The organism is Bacillus sp. 7705b (assembly GCF_002289525.1).
Lineage (GTDB): Bacteria > Bacillota > Bacilli > Bacillales > Bacillaceae > Bacillus > Bacillus halotolerans.
The window spans coordinates 46,817-62,072 of record NZ_NSDH01000019.1 but is presented as its reverse complement, the minus strand read 5'-3'; the positions used below and the strand labels follow the sequence as shown (position 1 = coordinate 62,072).

Genomic DNA, 15,256 nt, shown 5'->3' with positions numbered 1-15,256 from the left:
ACGACAAAGTTCAGCCCGGAAACGATTTTGACAGAGATGGATAAGTTCACAACATCGTTTATGGGAAAAGTGGACAAAATCGCAAGTAAATTCAGTCCTGAATCTATTTTTAAGCAACTGGACAAATTTACGGATTCCTTTATGAAAAAAGTAGACGATATTGCAAGTAAATTCAGTCCTGAAGCCATTTTTAAGCAACTGGACAAATTTACGGATTCCTTTATGAAAAAAGTAGATGATATCGTAAGCAAATTCAGTCCAGAAACCATTTTTAACAAACTGGATAAGTTTGCGGATTCCTTTATGAAAAAAGTGGACGATGTCGTAAGCAAATTCAGCCCAGAAACCATTTTTAACGAACTGGATAAGTTTGCAGATTCCTTTATGAAAAAAGTGGACGATGTCGTAAGCAAATTCAGCCCAGAAACCATTTTTAACGAACTGGATAAGTTTACAGACTCCTTTATGAAAAAAGTGGATGATATCGCAAGTAAATTCAGTCCGGACGCGATTTTCACTAAAGCAGAAGACTTTGTAACAAATATTGTTGACAAAATCTCTGAAAAATTCAATTTCCTCAACCCAGATAAAATCGCGAATAAAGCAGAAAAGTTTTTTGATAATATTGTCTCAAAAATCGCGAAAAAATTTGAGAAATTCAGGCCTGATAAAATTATTGAAAAAGCGGGAGAGTTTTTTGAAAAGATTATAAAAGGCATTGCTGAAAAACTGGGGAATCTGGATTTTGGAGGACTGCTTGGCGGCAAATCCAGCGGAAGCAAAGGCAAACAAAAAGCCTCAAAAGCCAATACAAATCACTCAACTTCAAACAACTCAAACCGCACTAAAAAACCTTCTATGAACCAAAAAGCGTCAGGTTCTAAATCGAAGAAGTCAGGCGGTAAATGGGGCGGGGCTTGCGGATGCTGCTGTGCCGGAATCAGTACAGGCAAAAGCAAAAAAGTCAAAAATAGAAACGGTTCATCAAACAAAGGCAATAAATCAAATCCTGTGAATACGCCTAAATCGGCAAAAGTAGCTAAAGGCGGATCTGGCAAAGGTTTTTCAGGCCTTCTGAAAACATTGGGAGAATCAAAAGGTTTGAAGGGCGGACTGAAGGGCTTAAAAGGAGCCGCAAAAGGAATACCGGGATTAGGCGAAATTTTGTCTCTTACTGACTTAGCCGGAATCAATAAGGATAATGCCGGTGAAAAAGTAGGTTCAGCCGGCGGAGGTTTAGCAGGAGCAGCTGCCGGAGCGGCTATTGGAAGCGTTGTGCCGGGAGTCGGAACCGCTATTGGCGGTGTTGTAGGAGGAATTGCCGGCACTTTCGGCGGTGAAAGTTTAGGGAAGGCATTTGATGGTTCAGAAGCGAAGGAAAAACTAAATGAGACGTTATTTGATGAAAAATGGTGGTCCGAAAAATGGTCAGGTATTAAGACGAATGCTAAGGATACTGTTAGTGGAATGGGAGATACGTGGTCTAATGTAAAAGACACAGTCAAATCCACTTTGTTCAATAATGAGTGGTGGTCTGAAAAATGGGAAGGTACAAAAGGCTGGGCGAAGGATAAATGGGATAGTGCATCAACAGTTTGGGAATCAGTAAAAGGAAAGATGAAATCTACCTTATTTGATGAGAAATGGTGGTCTGGGAAATGGGAAGGTGTAAAAGGCTGGGCGAAGGATAAATGGGATAGTGCATCAACAGTTTGGGAATCAGTAAAAGGGAAAATGAAATCTACCTTATTTAATGAAAAATGGTGGTCTGGAAAGTGGGAAAGTGTAAAAGGCTGGGCAAAAGATAAATGGGATAAAGCAAAGTCAATATGGACAAATTTCAAAAGTTCGATTTCTGATACTCTTTTTAATAAAAAATGGTGGAGTGATAAGTGGTCCAGTGTTAAAGAATTAGGATCCAACATTTTAGGTGGAGTAAAAGAAGTTGGTGGTAAAGTAGCGTCGGGTGCGAAACAAGCTGCCAATAAAACATGGAACTTTGTAAAAAGCGGAGCAAATTATTTATTTGGGACTGAGGAGAAAAAGACACAGAAACATGCCACAGGCGGCTATATCACAAAACCAACCATCTCATGGATCGGTGAAGCCGGCAAGGAATTCGTTATCCCAGTTGATAACAACCGAGGCCGTGGGAAGATGCTTCTTTCACAAGCCGCGTCTAAGCTAGGTATGCAAGTCGTAGACGATATGGGAACCGCTTCGTCTTCTGCTGGAAGCCCGGTGTCTGTTTCAAGAGGAGCAACTGCCAGTTCGTTATCAGGATCAGCCTCTCCATCAATGGACACTGCAAATCTTACAGGCCAAGCGTCCACACTCGGACAGCAATTTTCAGAAGGCTTTGGTAAAGGCATCAGCAATCAGCCGGTCAAAATGGAAGATTGGAAAAAGAAAAACATCAATACGCCATTTTCACAAATGATTTCTTCTTCACCAAATTACGGAAAACAGATGGTAAGCGGCTATGCTAAGGGGCAAAACAGCACAGCAACCGGAACAGACGGCTTTTTACAATCAAAAGTCAAAACGCCGTTCCAAGCTACTGTAAACAAATCTTCATCATGGGGTAGCAGTACAATCAAAGGGTTTGCTACAGGACAAAATAGTTCGCAAACAGGCACTGATCAGTATGTAAATACTCATGTGAATAAACCGTTTTTGAAGTCAAAAGAATCATCAAACGGCTGGGGAACCGGAATGATCGGGAATTTTGTTTCAGGTATGACTTCAAAGGGCAGCGAGGTCCATGAGGCAGCCAAGGAACTAGCAAAAAAAGTCGAGAAAGCTTTCCGTGAAGAGTTAGATATTCATTCACCTTCACGTGTCATGATGAGCTTGGGCCGCTTTGCATCTGTCGGTGTAGTAAAAGGATTGGATTCTGTCGATGTGAAAAAATACGCTGAAAAGCAAGCCGGTTCACTGGCAGCTGCTTATTCCGGAATGGGTGCAGTAGGGGGAAATGTGAAGCAGTGGCTTATGGCTGCAATGATGGCCACAAAGACACCATTAAGCTGGCTTCCAGGATTGATGACGATTGCTCAGTATGAATCAGGGGGCAACCCGAACTCTATTAACCTGTGGGATAGCAACGCGAAGGCGGGAAATCCATCACAAGGACTCATGCAGACAGTCCCGACCACATTTAATGCTCATAAAGCACCGGGCATGGGTAACATTAGAAATCCGATTCACAACGCTGCTGCCGCTATCGGCTATATCAAAAGCAGATACGGCTCAATTGATAATGTACCTGGCATTAAAAGCTTGAGACATGGTGGTCCGTATGTTGGTTATGCTAACGGCGGACTGATCACAAAAGAACAAATCGCCCGTGTCGGTGAAGGAAACAAGCGGGAATGGATCATTCCGGAGGAGCGGGGCATACGCGGCCGCTACCTCCTTCAGAGAGCGGCGCAAGCTCTTGGTATGGAAGTGACAGATCCGTCTCAATCCCAGCAGTCTGAGCTTTCTTCAGGACAAGTATCAGCAGCCGTTACTTCCGGATCCCGGCAAACGGTACAAACAGCCGGAACGAAAGAAATAAAGATTGAATTCAATGGCGACCAGCATTTTCATAACGGACAGGATACAGACAGTCTAGTAGCTAAAATCAGGCAAGCATTACTTGATGAATTACAAAAAGACATTAACACCGGAACAAAGGGGGTCGTGGCTTTTGACTAAGTCTGTTTATGAATTTTGGATATCACAGGGGAAGGAAAAGCTGCGATTTCCCGTTCTTCCCGAGACAATTGACGTATCTAATAGCTTACAAAATGACTCAGTAAAAATAACAGGGCTGGGTGAAATCACATTTATTGAAGAGCCCGGAGCGAAAGAAATCTCTTTTTCTTCTTTTTTTCCAAAAAAGTATAGCCCGATAGCTGAATATCAGAATATCCCTTCTCCAGAGAACGCCATTGTTAAAATTGAAAAATGGATGAAGGCTAAAAAGCCTGTTCAATTTTTAATTACGGGAACAAAAATCAATATGACATGCAGCATTGAAAGCCTTAAATACAGTGAAGGTGACAAAGAGATAGGAGACAGGGATTTTGATATTGTACTAAAAGAATACAAAACCGCCTCACCCCGAAAAATCAAGCAAAAGAAAAAAACAAAGGCAAAACGTCCGTCAAAGGCCTCTCCGAAAACCTATACAGTAAAAAAGGGAGACACGCTTTGGGACATTGCCGGCAGGTTTTACGGGAACAGCACGCAATGGCGCAAAATTTGGAACGCCAATAAAACAGCAATGATTAAACGAAGCAAACGAAATATCAGGCAGCCGGGCCATTGGATTTTTCCCGGTCAAAAATTAAAGATACCGCAATGAAACAGGTGATGTATGATGATAGAATTGTTCGTCATTAAAGATACAGAATGGCTTGAGCTGGTAGCGGAAAGCGTGTCGCTGGAGGGGCACCGATATCAAGCGCCGCGCTCTATTGAAGCGACCATCGTCATCAAACAGGGCGACCAAACGTATTACAGCGTCACAGAAGGAGATACCGTCTTGTTTAAGTGGAAGGGAAAAGAGCTTTTCCGCGGGATCGTCTTCGCCCGAACGCCTGATGAACATACGCTTGCCTTCAGTGCGTACGATATGCTGCAATATCTGGTCAAAAATCAGGATGTGTACGTGTTTTCCAATCAGCGTGCTGACCAGATGATCAGGAGGATCGCCAATGATTTTCAAATTCCGACAACCTCTATTGCGAACACAAGTCATACGATCAAAAGCCTTGTGATTAAAAATGATACGAGCCTGTACGACATCATATTGAAGGCTTTAAAACAGACAAAGAGCCAGACGGGCCGGAATTATCAGCTGTATTCGGAAAAAGGAAAGCTCGGTCTGCGCGCTTGGCCAGATCCATCAGAGGTATGGGTACTGGAAACCGGCGTCAATATTACGGGCTACCAATACAGCACGTCTATAAATGATACCGCAACACGGGTGGTGCTGCGCCGCCAGAAGGATAATAAGACGTATAAAGCGTCTGCGAAGGACAGTTCAGGCTTAAACAAATACGGCGTGCTTCAATATACGGAGACCGTAACAGACGAAATTAACCAGGCGCAGCTTCAGCAGAGGGCCGACGTACGACTTGCTGAAAAAAAGGGCGTAAAAAAAGAACTGAAAAATATTCAGGCCATCGGCATTCCAGAAGTGCAGAGCGGCTTGCCTGTCTATATATCCATTCCGGAGGCAGGTATCAAAAAAACCTATTGGGTAGATACAGACCGGCATGAGTTTAAAGGAACGAAACATACGATGACCATTGATGTTGTCGAAAAGAATACGATGCCGGAAGGGGTTTCCTGATGAGACTGAGTGAAGCCATCAAACATTTGGCCGTCGGTGCGGTTGATGCTGAATCTCCGGTGGAGCTGCTCCCAGCTGAGGTGGTTTCGGTTTCTCCTGCTGAAATCAAATTAAAAGAAAACAGCAAACTGATTATACCGGCTGACGCCCTCATCATCCCAAAACGGTTGCAGTCCGGAGGAGATGATGCACTCGAGCTGGGGGATCGCGTCATGACTGCAGCTCTGACAGGCGGACAATCGTTTTTTATTTTAGATAAACTGTAAACAAAACCGCTTCGGACGAAGTGGTTTTTTATTTAGCATGTATAAAGGAGTGGGCATCATGGCCCTGACACCAGAAGTGGAGTTTGAGGATATTGAAGATGACGGCGAAGTCATTGAAACCTCGCAAACCTACAAAATAGATTTTGAAAACGGAAGAATTACAAATGAGCTGATTACCGGGCTTGAAGCAATCAGACAGTTTGTGTATATCGCCTTACAAACTGAACGATATGCGTATTCAGTTTACAGCCATAATGTCGGAAATGAGCTTCAGGACGTGCTTACAGATCATGAGACGACTGATGCCTACAAAAAAATGGAGATTCCAAGGCTCATAGAAGAGGCACTTGTTTATGATGACCGTATTTCCGCTGTAACAGACTTTGAGATAGAAAAACAAGGCGATGCGTTTCATGTTTCCTTTGTAGTCGAGACAGATGAAGGATCGCTTGAGATTGAGGAGGTGATTGGCGAAGATGTTTGAGGATCAGACCTTTGAAGAGATTATGGAGCGTATGCTGAACAGCATCTCCGCAGATATTGACACGAGAGAAGGCAGTGTTATTTATAACGCATTAGCCCCGGCGGCAGCCGAGCTTGCGAAGTCGTATATATGGCTTGATACCGTGCTTGAGCTTGTGTTTTCTGATACTGCGCAAGGAGAGTTTTTGGACCGGCGCGCTGCGGAAGCGGGGATTGAACGGACAGCTGCAACAAAGGCCGTGAGAGCAGGGGAGTTCACAGCTGGCGTCAGAATTCCTGAAGGCTCCCGCTTCTATGTGGACAATCTTTATTTTCAATATACAGGAGACGGGACACTTGTCTGTGAAACGCCGGGAGAAGCAGGAAACGCCAATCTGACCGGACGCAATCTGTTGTCACTGGATACCATCCCGGGATTGGAAAAAGCGATTGTCAAAGAGATTCTGATTCCGGGGCGTGAAGAAGAAGGAGATGACAGCTTAAGAGAACGGTATTTTACGAGGGTTCGGCGTGAGGCTGTCAGCGCCAATAAAATGCATTATAAAGAGTGGGCTGAAGAAGTGGACGGTGTTGGAAAGGCAAAGATCTTCCCGCTTTGGAACGGAGAAGGGACGGTTAAAATTGTCGTCACGAATGCCAACCTTGAACCTGCTTCTGAAGTCTTAATTCAAAAAGTGAAAGACTATATTGACCCTGAGCCCGGTCAGGGCGAGGGGCAGGCGCCAATCGGAGCCGTTGTCACAGTAGAAAGCGCGGTCTGGAAGGAAGTGGAGATTTCTGCCGAGGTGCTACCGGAAGTCAATCACTCGATTGATGAAGTAAAGACAGAAATTCAAGAAGGCGTTTTAAATCTCTTCAAGAAAATGGCATTCGAAGATAACATTATCCGCCTTTCTCAAATTAATAACATCGTCTATAATTCGCCGTCTGTCAGTGATTATTCAAATATTAAAATAAACGGCACTTCCGAAAATTTAGTGCTGAGCGACGTAGAAATCCCTAAGCTTGGGCAGGTGAAGATCATTGAGCAAACAAGATGACATGATTTCATATCTGCCGCCGTTTCTCACCAGCTTAAAAGAAATGTCGGAGCTGCTGAAAGCGGAAGCACCTGAGTTTGATCAACAAAATAACAGCATATTTGATCTGACAGACCAGTTATTTGTGCCAACAGCAACATGGGGGCTTAGCCGCTGGGAAAAGATTTTAAACGTGCCGCGGGAATCGGGAGACACCGATGAAATCAGGCGATTACGCCTCATTTCGAAGATGTCGAACATCCCGCCGATCACCTACAGGGCCATTGAGCAGGCGGTGAACCGTTTCTTAAAAAACCCGTCGGCACAAGTCCGCCTGCTGCCCGGTGAATACCGCTTTAATGTAGACATCAATATTGATGATCTCCAGCACATGAATGAGCTGATCGAAGCATTGGAAAATATGAAGCCGGCACATCTGGCGTATACGCTCAGAGGCGGATTAAATGAGACGCTCCAAATAAAGGACACAGTCATCCTGAATCACCGAAGATACCGAACAGCCAGTGAGCTGAAGGTCGGTTATTCTGTCACCCTTAACAATAATGAGGTGGTTTTAACTTGATTTCAACCATATACAGAGAACGTACAGCTGCCGATCTCAAAAGCAGGATTCATCACGTGCTGCTTAACGGCCAAGAAACAGAAATAGTGGAGCTCACCATTGAAGGAGCAACAGTGACCGTTCTGACAAAACGTGAGGAAGATATTAAACATATAGAAACGGTACAAATTTTAGACGAGCTGGGCAACATCATTACAGAAAGAAAAACAGACCTGGACGTGAGTGAAAACAGAACACTCGATTTCAGATTTACCTTTGAGGTGGTGTAAACATGGCATACGAAGATAAAACAGACTGGCTTCCGGATGATCCAATTAACGAGGACGACGTCAACCGCTGGGAAAAAGGCATAAAAGACGCCCACACAGACCTGGCTGCCCACAAAAACGACATGAACAACCCCCACAACACAACAAAGGCGCAAGTCGGGCTGGGGAATGTTGATGATGTGCAGCAGGCGGCAAAAAAAGATTTTGAACTGCATGTGAATGACGATACGATACACATTACTGCTACTGAAAGGTCAAAGTGGAACAACGCGCAGTTAAGTAAGATATCAGGCGATGATGGAAGAGTCTTCTACAAGAGTGTGAACGAAATTACTGATTATAATGATTTAACCGATACTGGTATGTACTTGATATACAATGACGGCTTGAACAGTCCGGGCCTAAACATGTGCTTTCTCCTTGTGATGAGCTATAAAAACACACTTGTTCAAATAGCTTATGATGGATTTAAGGGAGAGCAATCGTTTTTTAGAATAAGAAAAAATGATTCAACAACATGGACGGCATGGATTGAATCCGAAACTACAGAAGGGTCTCAAAAGAAAATAGATGCACATGCCAATAAAACAGATATCCACGTATCAAAATCCGATAAAGACAAGTGGAACGACTCACAGCTCTTTAAAATAACTCAGGACAACGGTGTTGCAAAGTACCGTAAAGATGCAGATTTCAATACGATCACCGAAACAGGATTCTATTACATGAGTGGTGTGACTACAGCATTAAATGCTCCAGTGGATAACAATGGTTATTTAATGGTTTATAACTACAGCACGTATGCATATCAAGAATACACATCTTATAGCAGCAGTGACACAATATCTACTGGCCGAAGGAAATTCATGAGGAATAAAGTGGCTAATTCAGACACTTGGACATCTTGGCGTGAGATCGAATCGGTTGAAGGCTCACAGATCAAAGTAGATGCACATGCCAATTTAACAGATGTTCACGTAACAAAATCTGATAAAGACAAATGGAATAATGCACAACTATATAAATTAACTGATACTCAAGGCTGCCGGACTAAAATCCCAGATGGGACTGACTTATTAACGCTGCCATCTGGCTTTTATTATGCATTAGGGAATGTCATAATAAACAATCCTGTTTCAGGAGATGGATCATGGTATAACTATGATGTAATTGAAACAGGGGGTGGCGGGCGAAAAACCATTTTTGCATCTAGAAGTTACGACGGAACCTTTTGGATGGCAACGATTCATACAGATGGCGTGTTTAAAGGATGGAATAAGATCGAGACTGAGGTAAGTGCTCAAACCAAAGCAGATAAAGCTTTGGCTGATGCTAAAAACTATGTTGACACAAATTATACAAACCAAAAGTTAACCATTCTTACAGGCTCTAATGCAATACAAGACGCAAGAACTGGAGGGAATGAATATCCTCCGGGGTTAACACTAATGGATATTGGTCAGGGAAATACTACTGGTTACCCACTTGGATATGGAATCGTGAAAAATGAGAAATATCACGACTATAGATTTACTCAATATTTTTACGGTACTGGAAATGAATCTAATAGTTATATTGATAGTACTGGAACTTGGGTTCGTCACTGGTGGAATGGTTCCGGCTGGACGGTTTGGCAGAAATTTTCGGGATTTGCACACGCGAATATCGGAACTGCAGGGAAGCAGCTTCTAATCAAAGGTGAAAAGCAGAAAATTTGTTTTAATAGAAAGATAAAGGACAGTCATAATGCCTTTGATATCAATAATTATCGATTCATCTGTCCGAACAGCGGGATGTTTCTCGTCAATGCGGGGGTATATATTCAAAACGTTCAGAGATATGCCAACTATGAATTGGAGATCTATTTGAATGGAAAAATTTATAAAAATATAGCGCATTATAGAAATAGTCCGGCAAGTCCTTCTGATACCACAGATTTTAATGTGGGAGTCTATGGAGCTGCCACTGTTCCAGCAGATGCGGGTGATTATATAGAGATGTATCTCTATGTGGGTTATGATGGTGATACTTCACGGTATATCTCTGATAGCTCAGGATGGTATAACTACTTTGACATCACAGAGATAGGCGGAAGAAATTACCCAAGATTTTAGGAGGTGCAAAATGATATTATACGATGCAATCATGTACAAATACCCTGACGCTGTGCCAAGAAAGGATTTCGAGCTGCGGAATGACGGACATGGTTCCTATATTGAAAAATGGAACCTGCGTGCCCCGATCCCGACGCAAAAAGAACTGGAAGCCTGGTGGGAGGAATCGCAAAAAAATCCTCCGTACGAGCCGCCTGATCAGGTGGAGGTACTTGCTCAGGAATTGTCGCAGGAAAAGCTGGCACGCAAGCAGATTGAAGAGCTAAACAAAACGTTGGGGAGCGAGTTGTCAGATATAAAGCTTTCATTATTATCTTTGAAAGGAGAGCGTGCTGAATGAATTATTGGGTGCTTGCCTTACATTATGATTGGGCGACGACAGATATGGTGAAGCAGGCCATACAATTCAAAGATTGTTCTATAGAGGATCTGGCAGAAGGCGTGAGCAAAAAACTGATCACTTCTGACCAGTATGAAGAAATTACCGGTAAAGCCATGTAGGCTTTTTTATTTTGCTCGTTTTTACATGAAAAGGAGGATAAAAATGGTCAAGTATCAATATGAATTTCCTCTCGATAAGACTGGAAAAGCTGGAGCTGTAAAGCCGTATAGAGGAGAAAAAACCGATTTTGTCACACCTGTTTCAAATCTCTCAGGTGTAGCGGAGATTTTAACAAATGCCGCGTTAAAGGCCACTGAGGCATACAGTCAGCTCGGACAAGACCGGCTTGGCGCAGTTCTGATTTCGAAAGTAAAGGGCTGGGCGTATGCAGATCGTGAAGGCACGCTCTTTATAGAAGAAAGCGACAATAACAATGTCTGGACAACGACAGCAGTAGTTAATGTCGCAGCAGGTGTTTTGACAGCGACTGAATGGGTGTATATCACAAAACGCTATTACCGATTCCGATATGTTAACGGAAATCTCCAGCAATCAGAGTTTGTGTTATACCAATCAGTCGGCGCAGGTGAAATGGACGTACGCTTAAATGAAAATCTTCCTTTGCAAATCGATTTGAAGGAAAACCAAACAGACGATGGGCGGCTGAAAGTGGAAGCTGGCAAAACGTTTGACTTTGTTTTTCACGAAAATGCCGAGTCCGCCGGCGAAGGTACTGCTTTACCCGTGGACGGTGCCGCGCATTTACTCGTTGAAGTATTCGGCACAGCGGAAACGAGTGAGGTGAAATTTTGGGGGAAATCTGTGTCAGGACAGAAACTTCCAATCAGAGGCGTGAAATTGGATGATGCTTCTTCCGCTTGCAGCACCTTAGGCAAGGATGAGGCTTGGTCCTTTGATATTAAAGGCTTTAAGGAGATCGTAATGGAGATTGCCAGCATGACCGGCGGGAGTCTATCAATTAAAGGAACCGCGGTCTCTTAACCATTGCAATTGGCCTCGGAAAGGAGGTGATCCGCATGTAAAGGAGGAGTGAATGATGCAGCAAGACATAGATGTTAATGTGTTTCAGCAGGATTTAGCAGACATGAAAGGCGAGCAAAAAGCGCTCGAACAGAGAGTTTCGGCATTGGAACGCGTGTCTGACCGGCAAGACCAGCAAATCATGACGCTGAACGAAAAATTAAACAAAATTGAAGAAAATACAACATGGATTAAGCGCACCATCACTGGTGCCATCATTACAGCAGTGTGCACAGGGATTATCGGTGGAGCCATCGCCATTATGTACAACCTGCTGCAGCATTAAGGGGGATTATCATGAAAACGTATGATAAAGGCACGGTCACTAGGACGGTGCTTCTTTTGCTTGCGCTCATCAACCAGAGCATGCTGATGTTTGGCAAATCACCATTGGACATACAGGAAGAGCAGGTGAATCAGCTTGCAGATGCTCTGTATTCAGCAGGATCAGTGATCTTCACAATTGGGACAACACTGGCAGCTTGGTTTAAAAACAACTATGTAACAGAAAAAGGGAAAAAGCAACGCGACTTGTTAAAGGAAAATAATCTGACGAAATAAGGAGAGATGAAAATGGTTAACATTATTCAAGATTTTATTCCGGTCGGTGCAAATAACCGTCCAGGCTACGCGATGACACCTCTTTATATTACCGTACACAATACAGCGAATACGGCAGCAGGCGCCGATGCCCAAGCGCATGCCCGCTATTTGAAAAACCCTGATACGGCGACAAGCTGGCATTTTACAGTTGATGATACAGAGATTTATCAGCATCTGCCGTTAAATGAAAACGGCTGGCATGCAGGAGACGGGAACGGAAGCGGCAACCGGGCTTCTATTGGGATTGAAATTTGTGAAAATGCGGATGGCGACTTTGCACAAGCAACAGCTAATGCCCAGTGGCTGATCAAAACATTGATGGCTGAACACGGTATCAGTCTCGCTAACGTCGTGCCTCATAAATATTGGTCAGGGAAGGAATGCCCTCGCAAACTGTTGGATACGTGGGACTCGTTTAAAGCGGGAATTGGCGGCGGCGGGAGCCAAACTTACGTCGTAAAAAAAGGTGACACACTTACATCCATAGCGAGAGCGTTCGGTGTCACTGTTGCTCAGCTGCAAGAGTGGAACAATATCGAAGATCCGAATCTCATTCAGGTTGGTCAAGTGTTAATTGTAAGTGCCCCATCGTCCGCTGAAGAGCCAGAACTCTATCCGCTCCCTGACGGTATCATTCAGCTGACAACACCATATACCTCAGGCGAACACGTCTTTCAGGTGCAACGAGCGCTGGCGGCTCTCTACTTTTATCCTGATAAAGGAGCTGTGAACAACGGGATTGACGGCGTTTACGGGCCGAAAACTGCTGACGCGGTTGCGCGTTTTCAGTCTGTTAACGGTCTAACCGCCGACGGTATCTACGGACCTGCGACAAAAGCGAAGATCTCAGCTCAAGTTAGCTGATGGTAGAACAAAAAATCCCGGAGTTGCTCCGGGATTTATTTTTTCTTCTTCAATTTTTTTAAAATTCCCGCACTCCGCTCCCTCACCCGAAGCGAATACCCGGAAAAGCCAAACCTCCCGTAATCAATAACCTTCACACGCCGCACCAATTTTTTCACTGTATCACCTGACATTATCCTCTGTTTGTTTTATTATATGTAACCCCTTAAGAAAAGGAATAAGGACAAGAGCTGTTTCTCTTGTCCTTTTAGTGTGATCATGCTTTTTTTCGTTTATACTCATCAATCAGCCGTTCGTTTTCTTTGAAGATTCTTGCTGTGTGCGGACTGACTTGATAGCTTGCGACACTGGTGGTTGAACGTTTTTTCAGGATTTTAAACGGTTTCTTTGCCCGCGGATGGCATCCGTTTTGAAACGCGTTTTCCATTATCCTTCACCTTCCTCCTCAATTGGCAGCACCAAATCATATATGCTCGTTAATGATGTGAAAAGCAAATAATCAAATTCCGTTACAATGCTGTCAGACGTCAGTTTGATGACATAGCTCTGTGTCTCAATTGTAAAGGGAATGAGCACTACTTTTCCATACTGGTCGTAATAGACATCCTTTCGATCCAGCCTCGTTTGCACGTCAGCGGGATCCTCCATGTGCTCGGTTAACCGGTCTTTATCAGACTGTGTCGAATAGTGACAAAGGCTGGCCGTCAGATTCATTTTATCAGCATAGGTTTTCAGCAGTTTATCAATTCCTTCAGCATATGCTTCTATACTTCCATAATAAACATGAATCGGTTCGTTTTTCAATAGATATTGGTATGTTTTCAGCCGATCGAGATACATGTGGAGCATTTCGTTGTTTTCTTCGAGAATTTCTCTTGTATCTGTTTCCAGTTCACTGCCGGCCAGTTTTTTCACATAAGCGCTCAAAAAGATAAAAGCGTCAATTAAAGCAAAGCTGACAGCGACAATGACATACCGTTCCCAGTTTGTGAACAGGGAAGAGGGATCATATGTCCAGTATATCATGGCGCCCAAAACAAACAGCAAATACCATGTTTTTCGGATGGCGGACATTTTTTCTTTGACCTTCGCTTCGAACCGCCATGTGGCGTATACGTATAAGCCTAAAGCGGCCATAGTGCACCAGACCATGATTTGAAAGAATAAAAGCATACATCAATCCCTCGCATCTGTAATAGGTTCTGATTATTGTATTCGAGAGATGCGGCTGGTTTTCCTGTTCCATCAAAAAAACCGCTTCTGTTAAGAAGCGGTTCCACATTAAAAAATCATATTTAAAATAAAGTAGGCGATAGCACCAAGTGTCGCTGAAATCGGAAGCGTGATGACCCATGTAATGAGCATCCGCTTAGCTGTGCCCCAGTTTACGCCTTTTACCCGGTGTGATGCACCGACGCCAAGGATTGATGAAGAAATGACGTGGGTTGTACTGACCGGCAAATGAATAAATGTGGCGCCGAAAATAATGGCTGCCCCGGTTAAGTCAGCGGATACACCGTTTACCGGACGAATCTTCATGATTTTTCCGCCAACGGTTTTAATGATTTTCCATCCGCCGATTGAAGTTCCGAGACCCATGGCTGTCGCGCAGGCGAATTGCACCCAGGTTGGAATATCATTAGCAGAAGTATGTAAATTTGCTGTGATGAGAGCCATTGTGATAATTCCCATTGCTTTTTGCGCATCGTTTGTTCCGTGTGTATAGGATTGCAGGGCAGCAGTTATAATCTGCACTCTGCGGAATTGCTTGTTCGTTTTCGCCAAATTGCTGTCTTTGAAGATCAGCTTGACGATGCTGTAAAGAATATAACCAAGGACAAAGGCAATAATTGGTGATAAGATGAGTGCCTCAATGATTTTAATGAAGCCCTTATAATTTAACGCAGTAAATCCGGCTGCCGCAACGGCTGCACCGGCAATCGCCCCGATGATGGCATGGGATGAGCTGCTTGGGATGCCGTAATACCAAGTAAGCAGGTTCCACGCTATTGCTGCGACTAAAGCAGCCAAAATAACAACAGAGCCATTTTCCAAAGTATAAGGGTCTACAATATCTTTCGTAATGGTTTTGGCAACACCTGTAAACGTCATTGCTCCGACAAAGTTCATCACTGCCGCCATTATAATGGCATGGCGCGGTTTCAACGCTTTTGTTGATACTGAAGTCGCAATTGCGTTCGCCGTATCATGAAACCCGTTGATGAAATCAAACGCCAGAGCAAAAATGACTATTAGTATCGTTAATATAAATAGAATATCCATTT

At 43.7% G+C, this 15,256-nt stretch carries 19 protein-coding genes; 15 read left to right on the top strand and 4 right to left on the bottom strand.

Going from position 1 to position 15,256, the window contains the following annotated elements; all coding sequences use genetic code 11:
* The 15 genes from CJU60_RS08300 to CJU60_RS08230 all read left to right on the top strand — a co-directional run.
* A partial coding sequence (locus CJU60_RS08300) for a transglycosylase SLT domain-containing protein (RefSeq protein ID WP_095713495.1) occupies window positions 1–3,702 on the top strand: 3,702 nt, incomplete at its 5' end.
* A complete protein-coding gene (locus CJU60_RS08295) occupies window positions 3,695–4,354 on the top strand; it encodes a LysM peptidoglycan-binding domain-containing protein (RefSeq protein WP_095713494.1) in 660 nt (219 codons plus the stop codon). The genes CJU60_RS08300 and CJU60_RS08295, both read left to right, overlap by 8 nt.
* A 15-nt stretch (window positions 4,355–4,369) precedes the next feature.
* Window positions 4,370–5,347, top strand: a complete 978-nt coding sequence (locus CJU60_RS08290) for an XkdQ/YqbQ family protein (protein WP_095713493.1) — start codon at window positions 4,370–4,372, stop codon at window positions 5,345–5,347.
* A complete protein-coding gene (locus tag CJU60_RS08285; RefSeq protein WP_095713492.1) occupies window positions 5,347–5,613 on the top strand; it encodes a DUF2577 family protein in 267 nt (88 codons plus the stop codon). The genes CJU60_RS08290 and CJU60_RS08285 overlap by 1 nt, the downstream gene beginning before the upstream one ends.
* Window positions 5,614–5,671: 58 nt before the next feature.
* Window positions 5,672–6,097, top strand: coding sequence for a DUF2634 domain-containing protein (locus CJU60_RS08280; RefSeq protein WP_024121077.1), 426 nt, complete (start codon window positions 5,672–5,674; stop codon window positions 6,095–6,097).
* Window positions 6,090–7,136 (top strand): baseplate J/gp47 family protein, encoded by a 1,047-nt coding sequence (locus CJU60_RS08275; RefSeq protein ID WP_095713491.1) that lies wholly within the window; start codon window positions 6,090–6,092, stop codon window positions 7,134–7,136. The genes CJU60_RS08280 and CJU60_RS08275 overlap by 8 nt, the downstream gene beginning before the upstream one ends.
* Window positions 7,120–7,698 (top strand): YmfQ family protein, encoded by a 579-nt coding sequence (locus tag CJU60_RS08270; protein ID WP_095713490.1) that lies wholly within the window; start codon window positions 7,120–7,122, stop codon window positions 7,696–7,698. The genes CJU60_RS08275 and CJU60_RS08270 overlap by 17 nt, the downstream gene beginning before the upstream one ends.
* Window positions 7,695–7,967: a hypothetical protein gene (locus CJU60_RS08265; protein WP_095713489.1), complete on the top strand. Its 273-nt coding sequence runs from the start codon at window positions 7,695–7,697 to the stop codon at window positions 7,965–7,967. The genes CJU60_RS08270 and CJU60_RS08265 overlap by 4 nt, the downstream gene beginning before the upstream one ends.
* Before the next feature lie 2 nt (window positions 7,968–7,969).
* Entirely contained in the window at window positions 7,970–10,081 is a 2,112-nt protein-coding gene (locus tag CJU60_RS08260; protein ID WP_095713488.1) for a pyocin knob domain-containing protein, read from the top strand.
* A 10-nt stretch (window positions 10,082–10,091) separates the two neighbouring features.
* Window positions 10,092–10,421 carry an XkdW family protein gene (locus CJU60_RS08255; RefSeq protein ID WP_095713487.1) on the top strand — a complete coding sequence of 110 codons (330 nt, stop codon included), beginning with the start codon at window positions 10,092–10,094 and terminating at the stop codon, window positions 10,419–10,421.
* Complete coding sequence (locus CJU60_RS08250) at window positions 10,418–10,582, top strand: XkdX family protein (RefSeq protein ID WP_024121083.1); 165 nt, start codon at window positions 10,418–10,420, stop codon at window positions 10,580–10,582. Before CJU60_RS08255 ends, CJU60_RS08250 begins: the two co-directional genes overlap by 4 nt.
* A gap of 43 nt (window positions 10,583–10,625) precedes the next feature.
* Entirely contained in the window at window positions 10,626–11,465 is an 840-nt protein-coding gene (gene xepA / locus CJU60_RS08245) for a phage-like element PBSX protein XepA (RefSeq protein ID WP_095713486.1), read from the top strand.
* 55 nt (window positions 11,466–11,520) lie between these two features.
* Window positions 11,521–11,790, top strand: coding sequence for a hemolysin XhlA family protein (locus CJU60_RS08240; RefSeq protein WP_059292937.1), 270 nt, complete (start codon window positions 11,521–11,523; stop codon window positions 11,788–11,790).
* An 11-nt stretch (window positions 11,791–11,801) separates the two neighbouring features.
* A complete protein-coding gene (locus CJU60_RS08235) occupies window positions 11,802–12,065 on the top strand; it encodes a phage holin (protein WP_024121086.1) in 264 nt (87 codons plus the stop codon).
* A 12-nt stretch (window positions 12,066–12,077) separates the two neighbouring features.
* Window positions 12,078–12,971, top strand: coding sequence for an N-acetylmuramoyl-L-alanine amidase (locus CJU60_RS08230; protein ID WP_095713485.1), 894 nt, complete (start codon window positions 12,078–12,080; stop codon window positions 12,969–12,971).
* A 35-nt stretch (window positions 12,972–13,006) separates the two neighbouring features.
* Here CJU60_RS08230 and spoIISC read toward each other — a convergent pair whose 3' ends face one another.
* The 4 genes from spoIISC to CJU60_RS08215 all read right to left on the bottom strand — a co-directional run bounded on the left by spoIISC (window position 13,007) and on the right by CJU60_RS08215 (window position 15,254).
* Window positions 13,007–13,144 carry a three component toxin-antitoxin-antitoxin system antitoxin SpoIISC gene (spoIISC, locus tag CJU60_RS21370; RefSeq protein WP_125825426.1) on the bottom strand — a complete coding sequence of 46 codons (138 nt, stop codon included), beginning with the start codon at window positions 13,142–13,144 and terminating at the stop codon, window positions 13,007–13,009.
* Between the two features lie 83 nt (window positions 13,145–13,227).
* Window positions 13,228–13,398 carry a type II toxin-antitoxin system SpoIISB family antitoxin gene (locus CJU60_RS08225; protein ID WP_024121090.1) on the bottom strand — a complete coding sequence of 57 codons (171 nt, stop codon included), beginning with the start codon at window positions 13,396–13,398 and terminating at the stop codon, window positions 13,228–13,230.
* Window positions 13,398–14,144: a toxin-antitoxin-antitoxin system toxin SpoIISA gene (spoIISA, locus tag CJU60_RS08220; protein ID WP_024121091.1), complete on the bottom strand. Its 747-nt coding sequence runs from the start codon at window positions 14,142–14,144 to the stop codon at window positions 13,398–13,400. The genes CJU60_RS08225 and spoIISA overlap by 1 nt, the downstream gene beginning before the upstream one ends.
* 108 nt (window positions 14,145–14,252) lie before the next feature.
* The gene (locus CJU60_RS08215; protein ID WP_024121092.1) at window positions 14,253–15,254 is read right to left on the bottom strand and encodes an inorganic phosphate transporter; all 1,002 of its coding nucleotides are present in this window, start codon (window positions 15,252–15,254) and stop codon (window positions 14,253–14,255) included.
* Window positions 15,255–15,256: the final 2 nt, after the last annotated feature.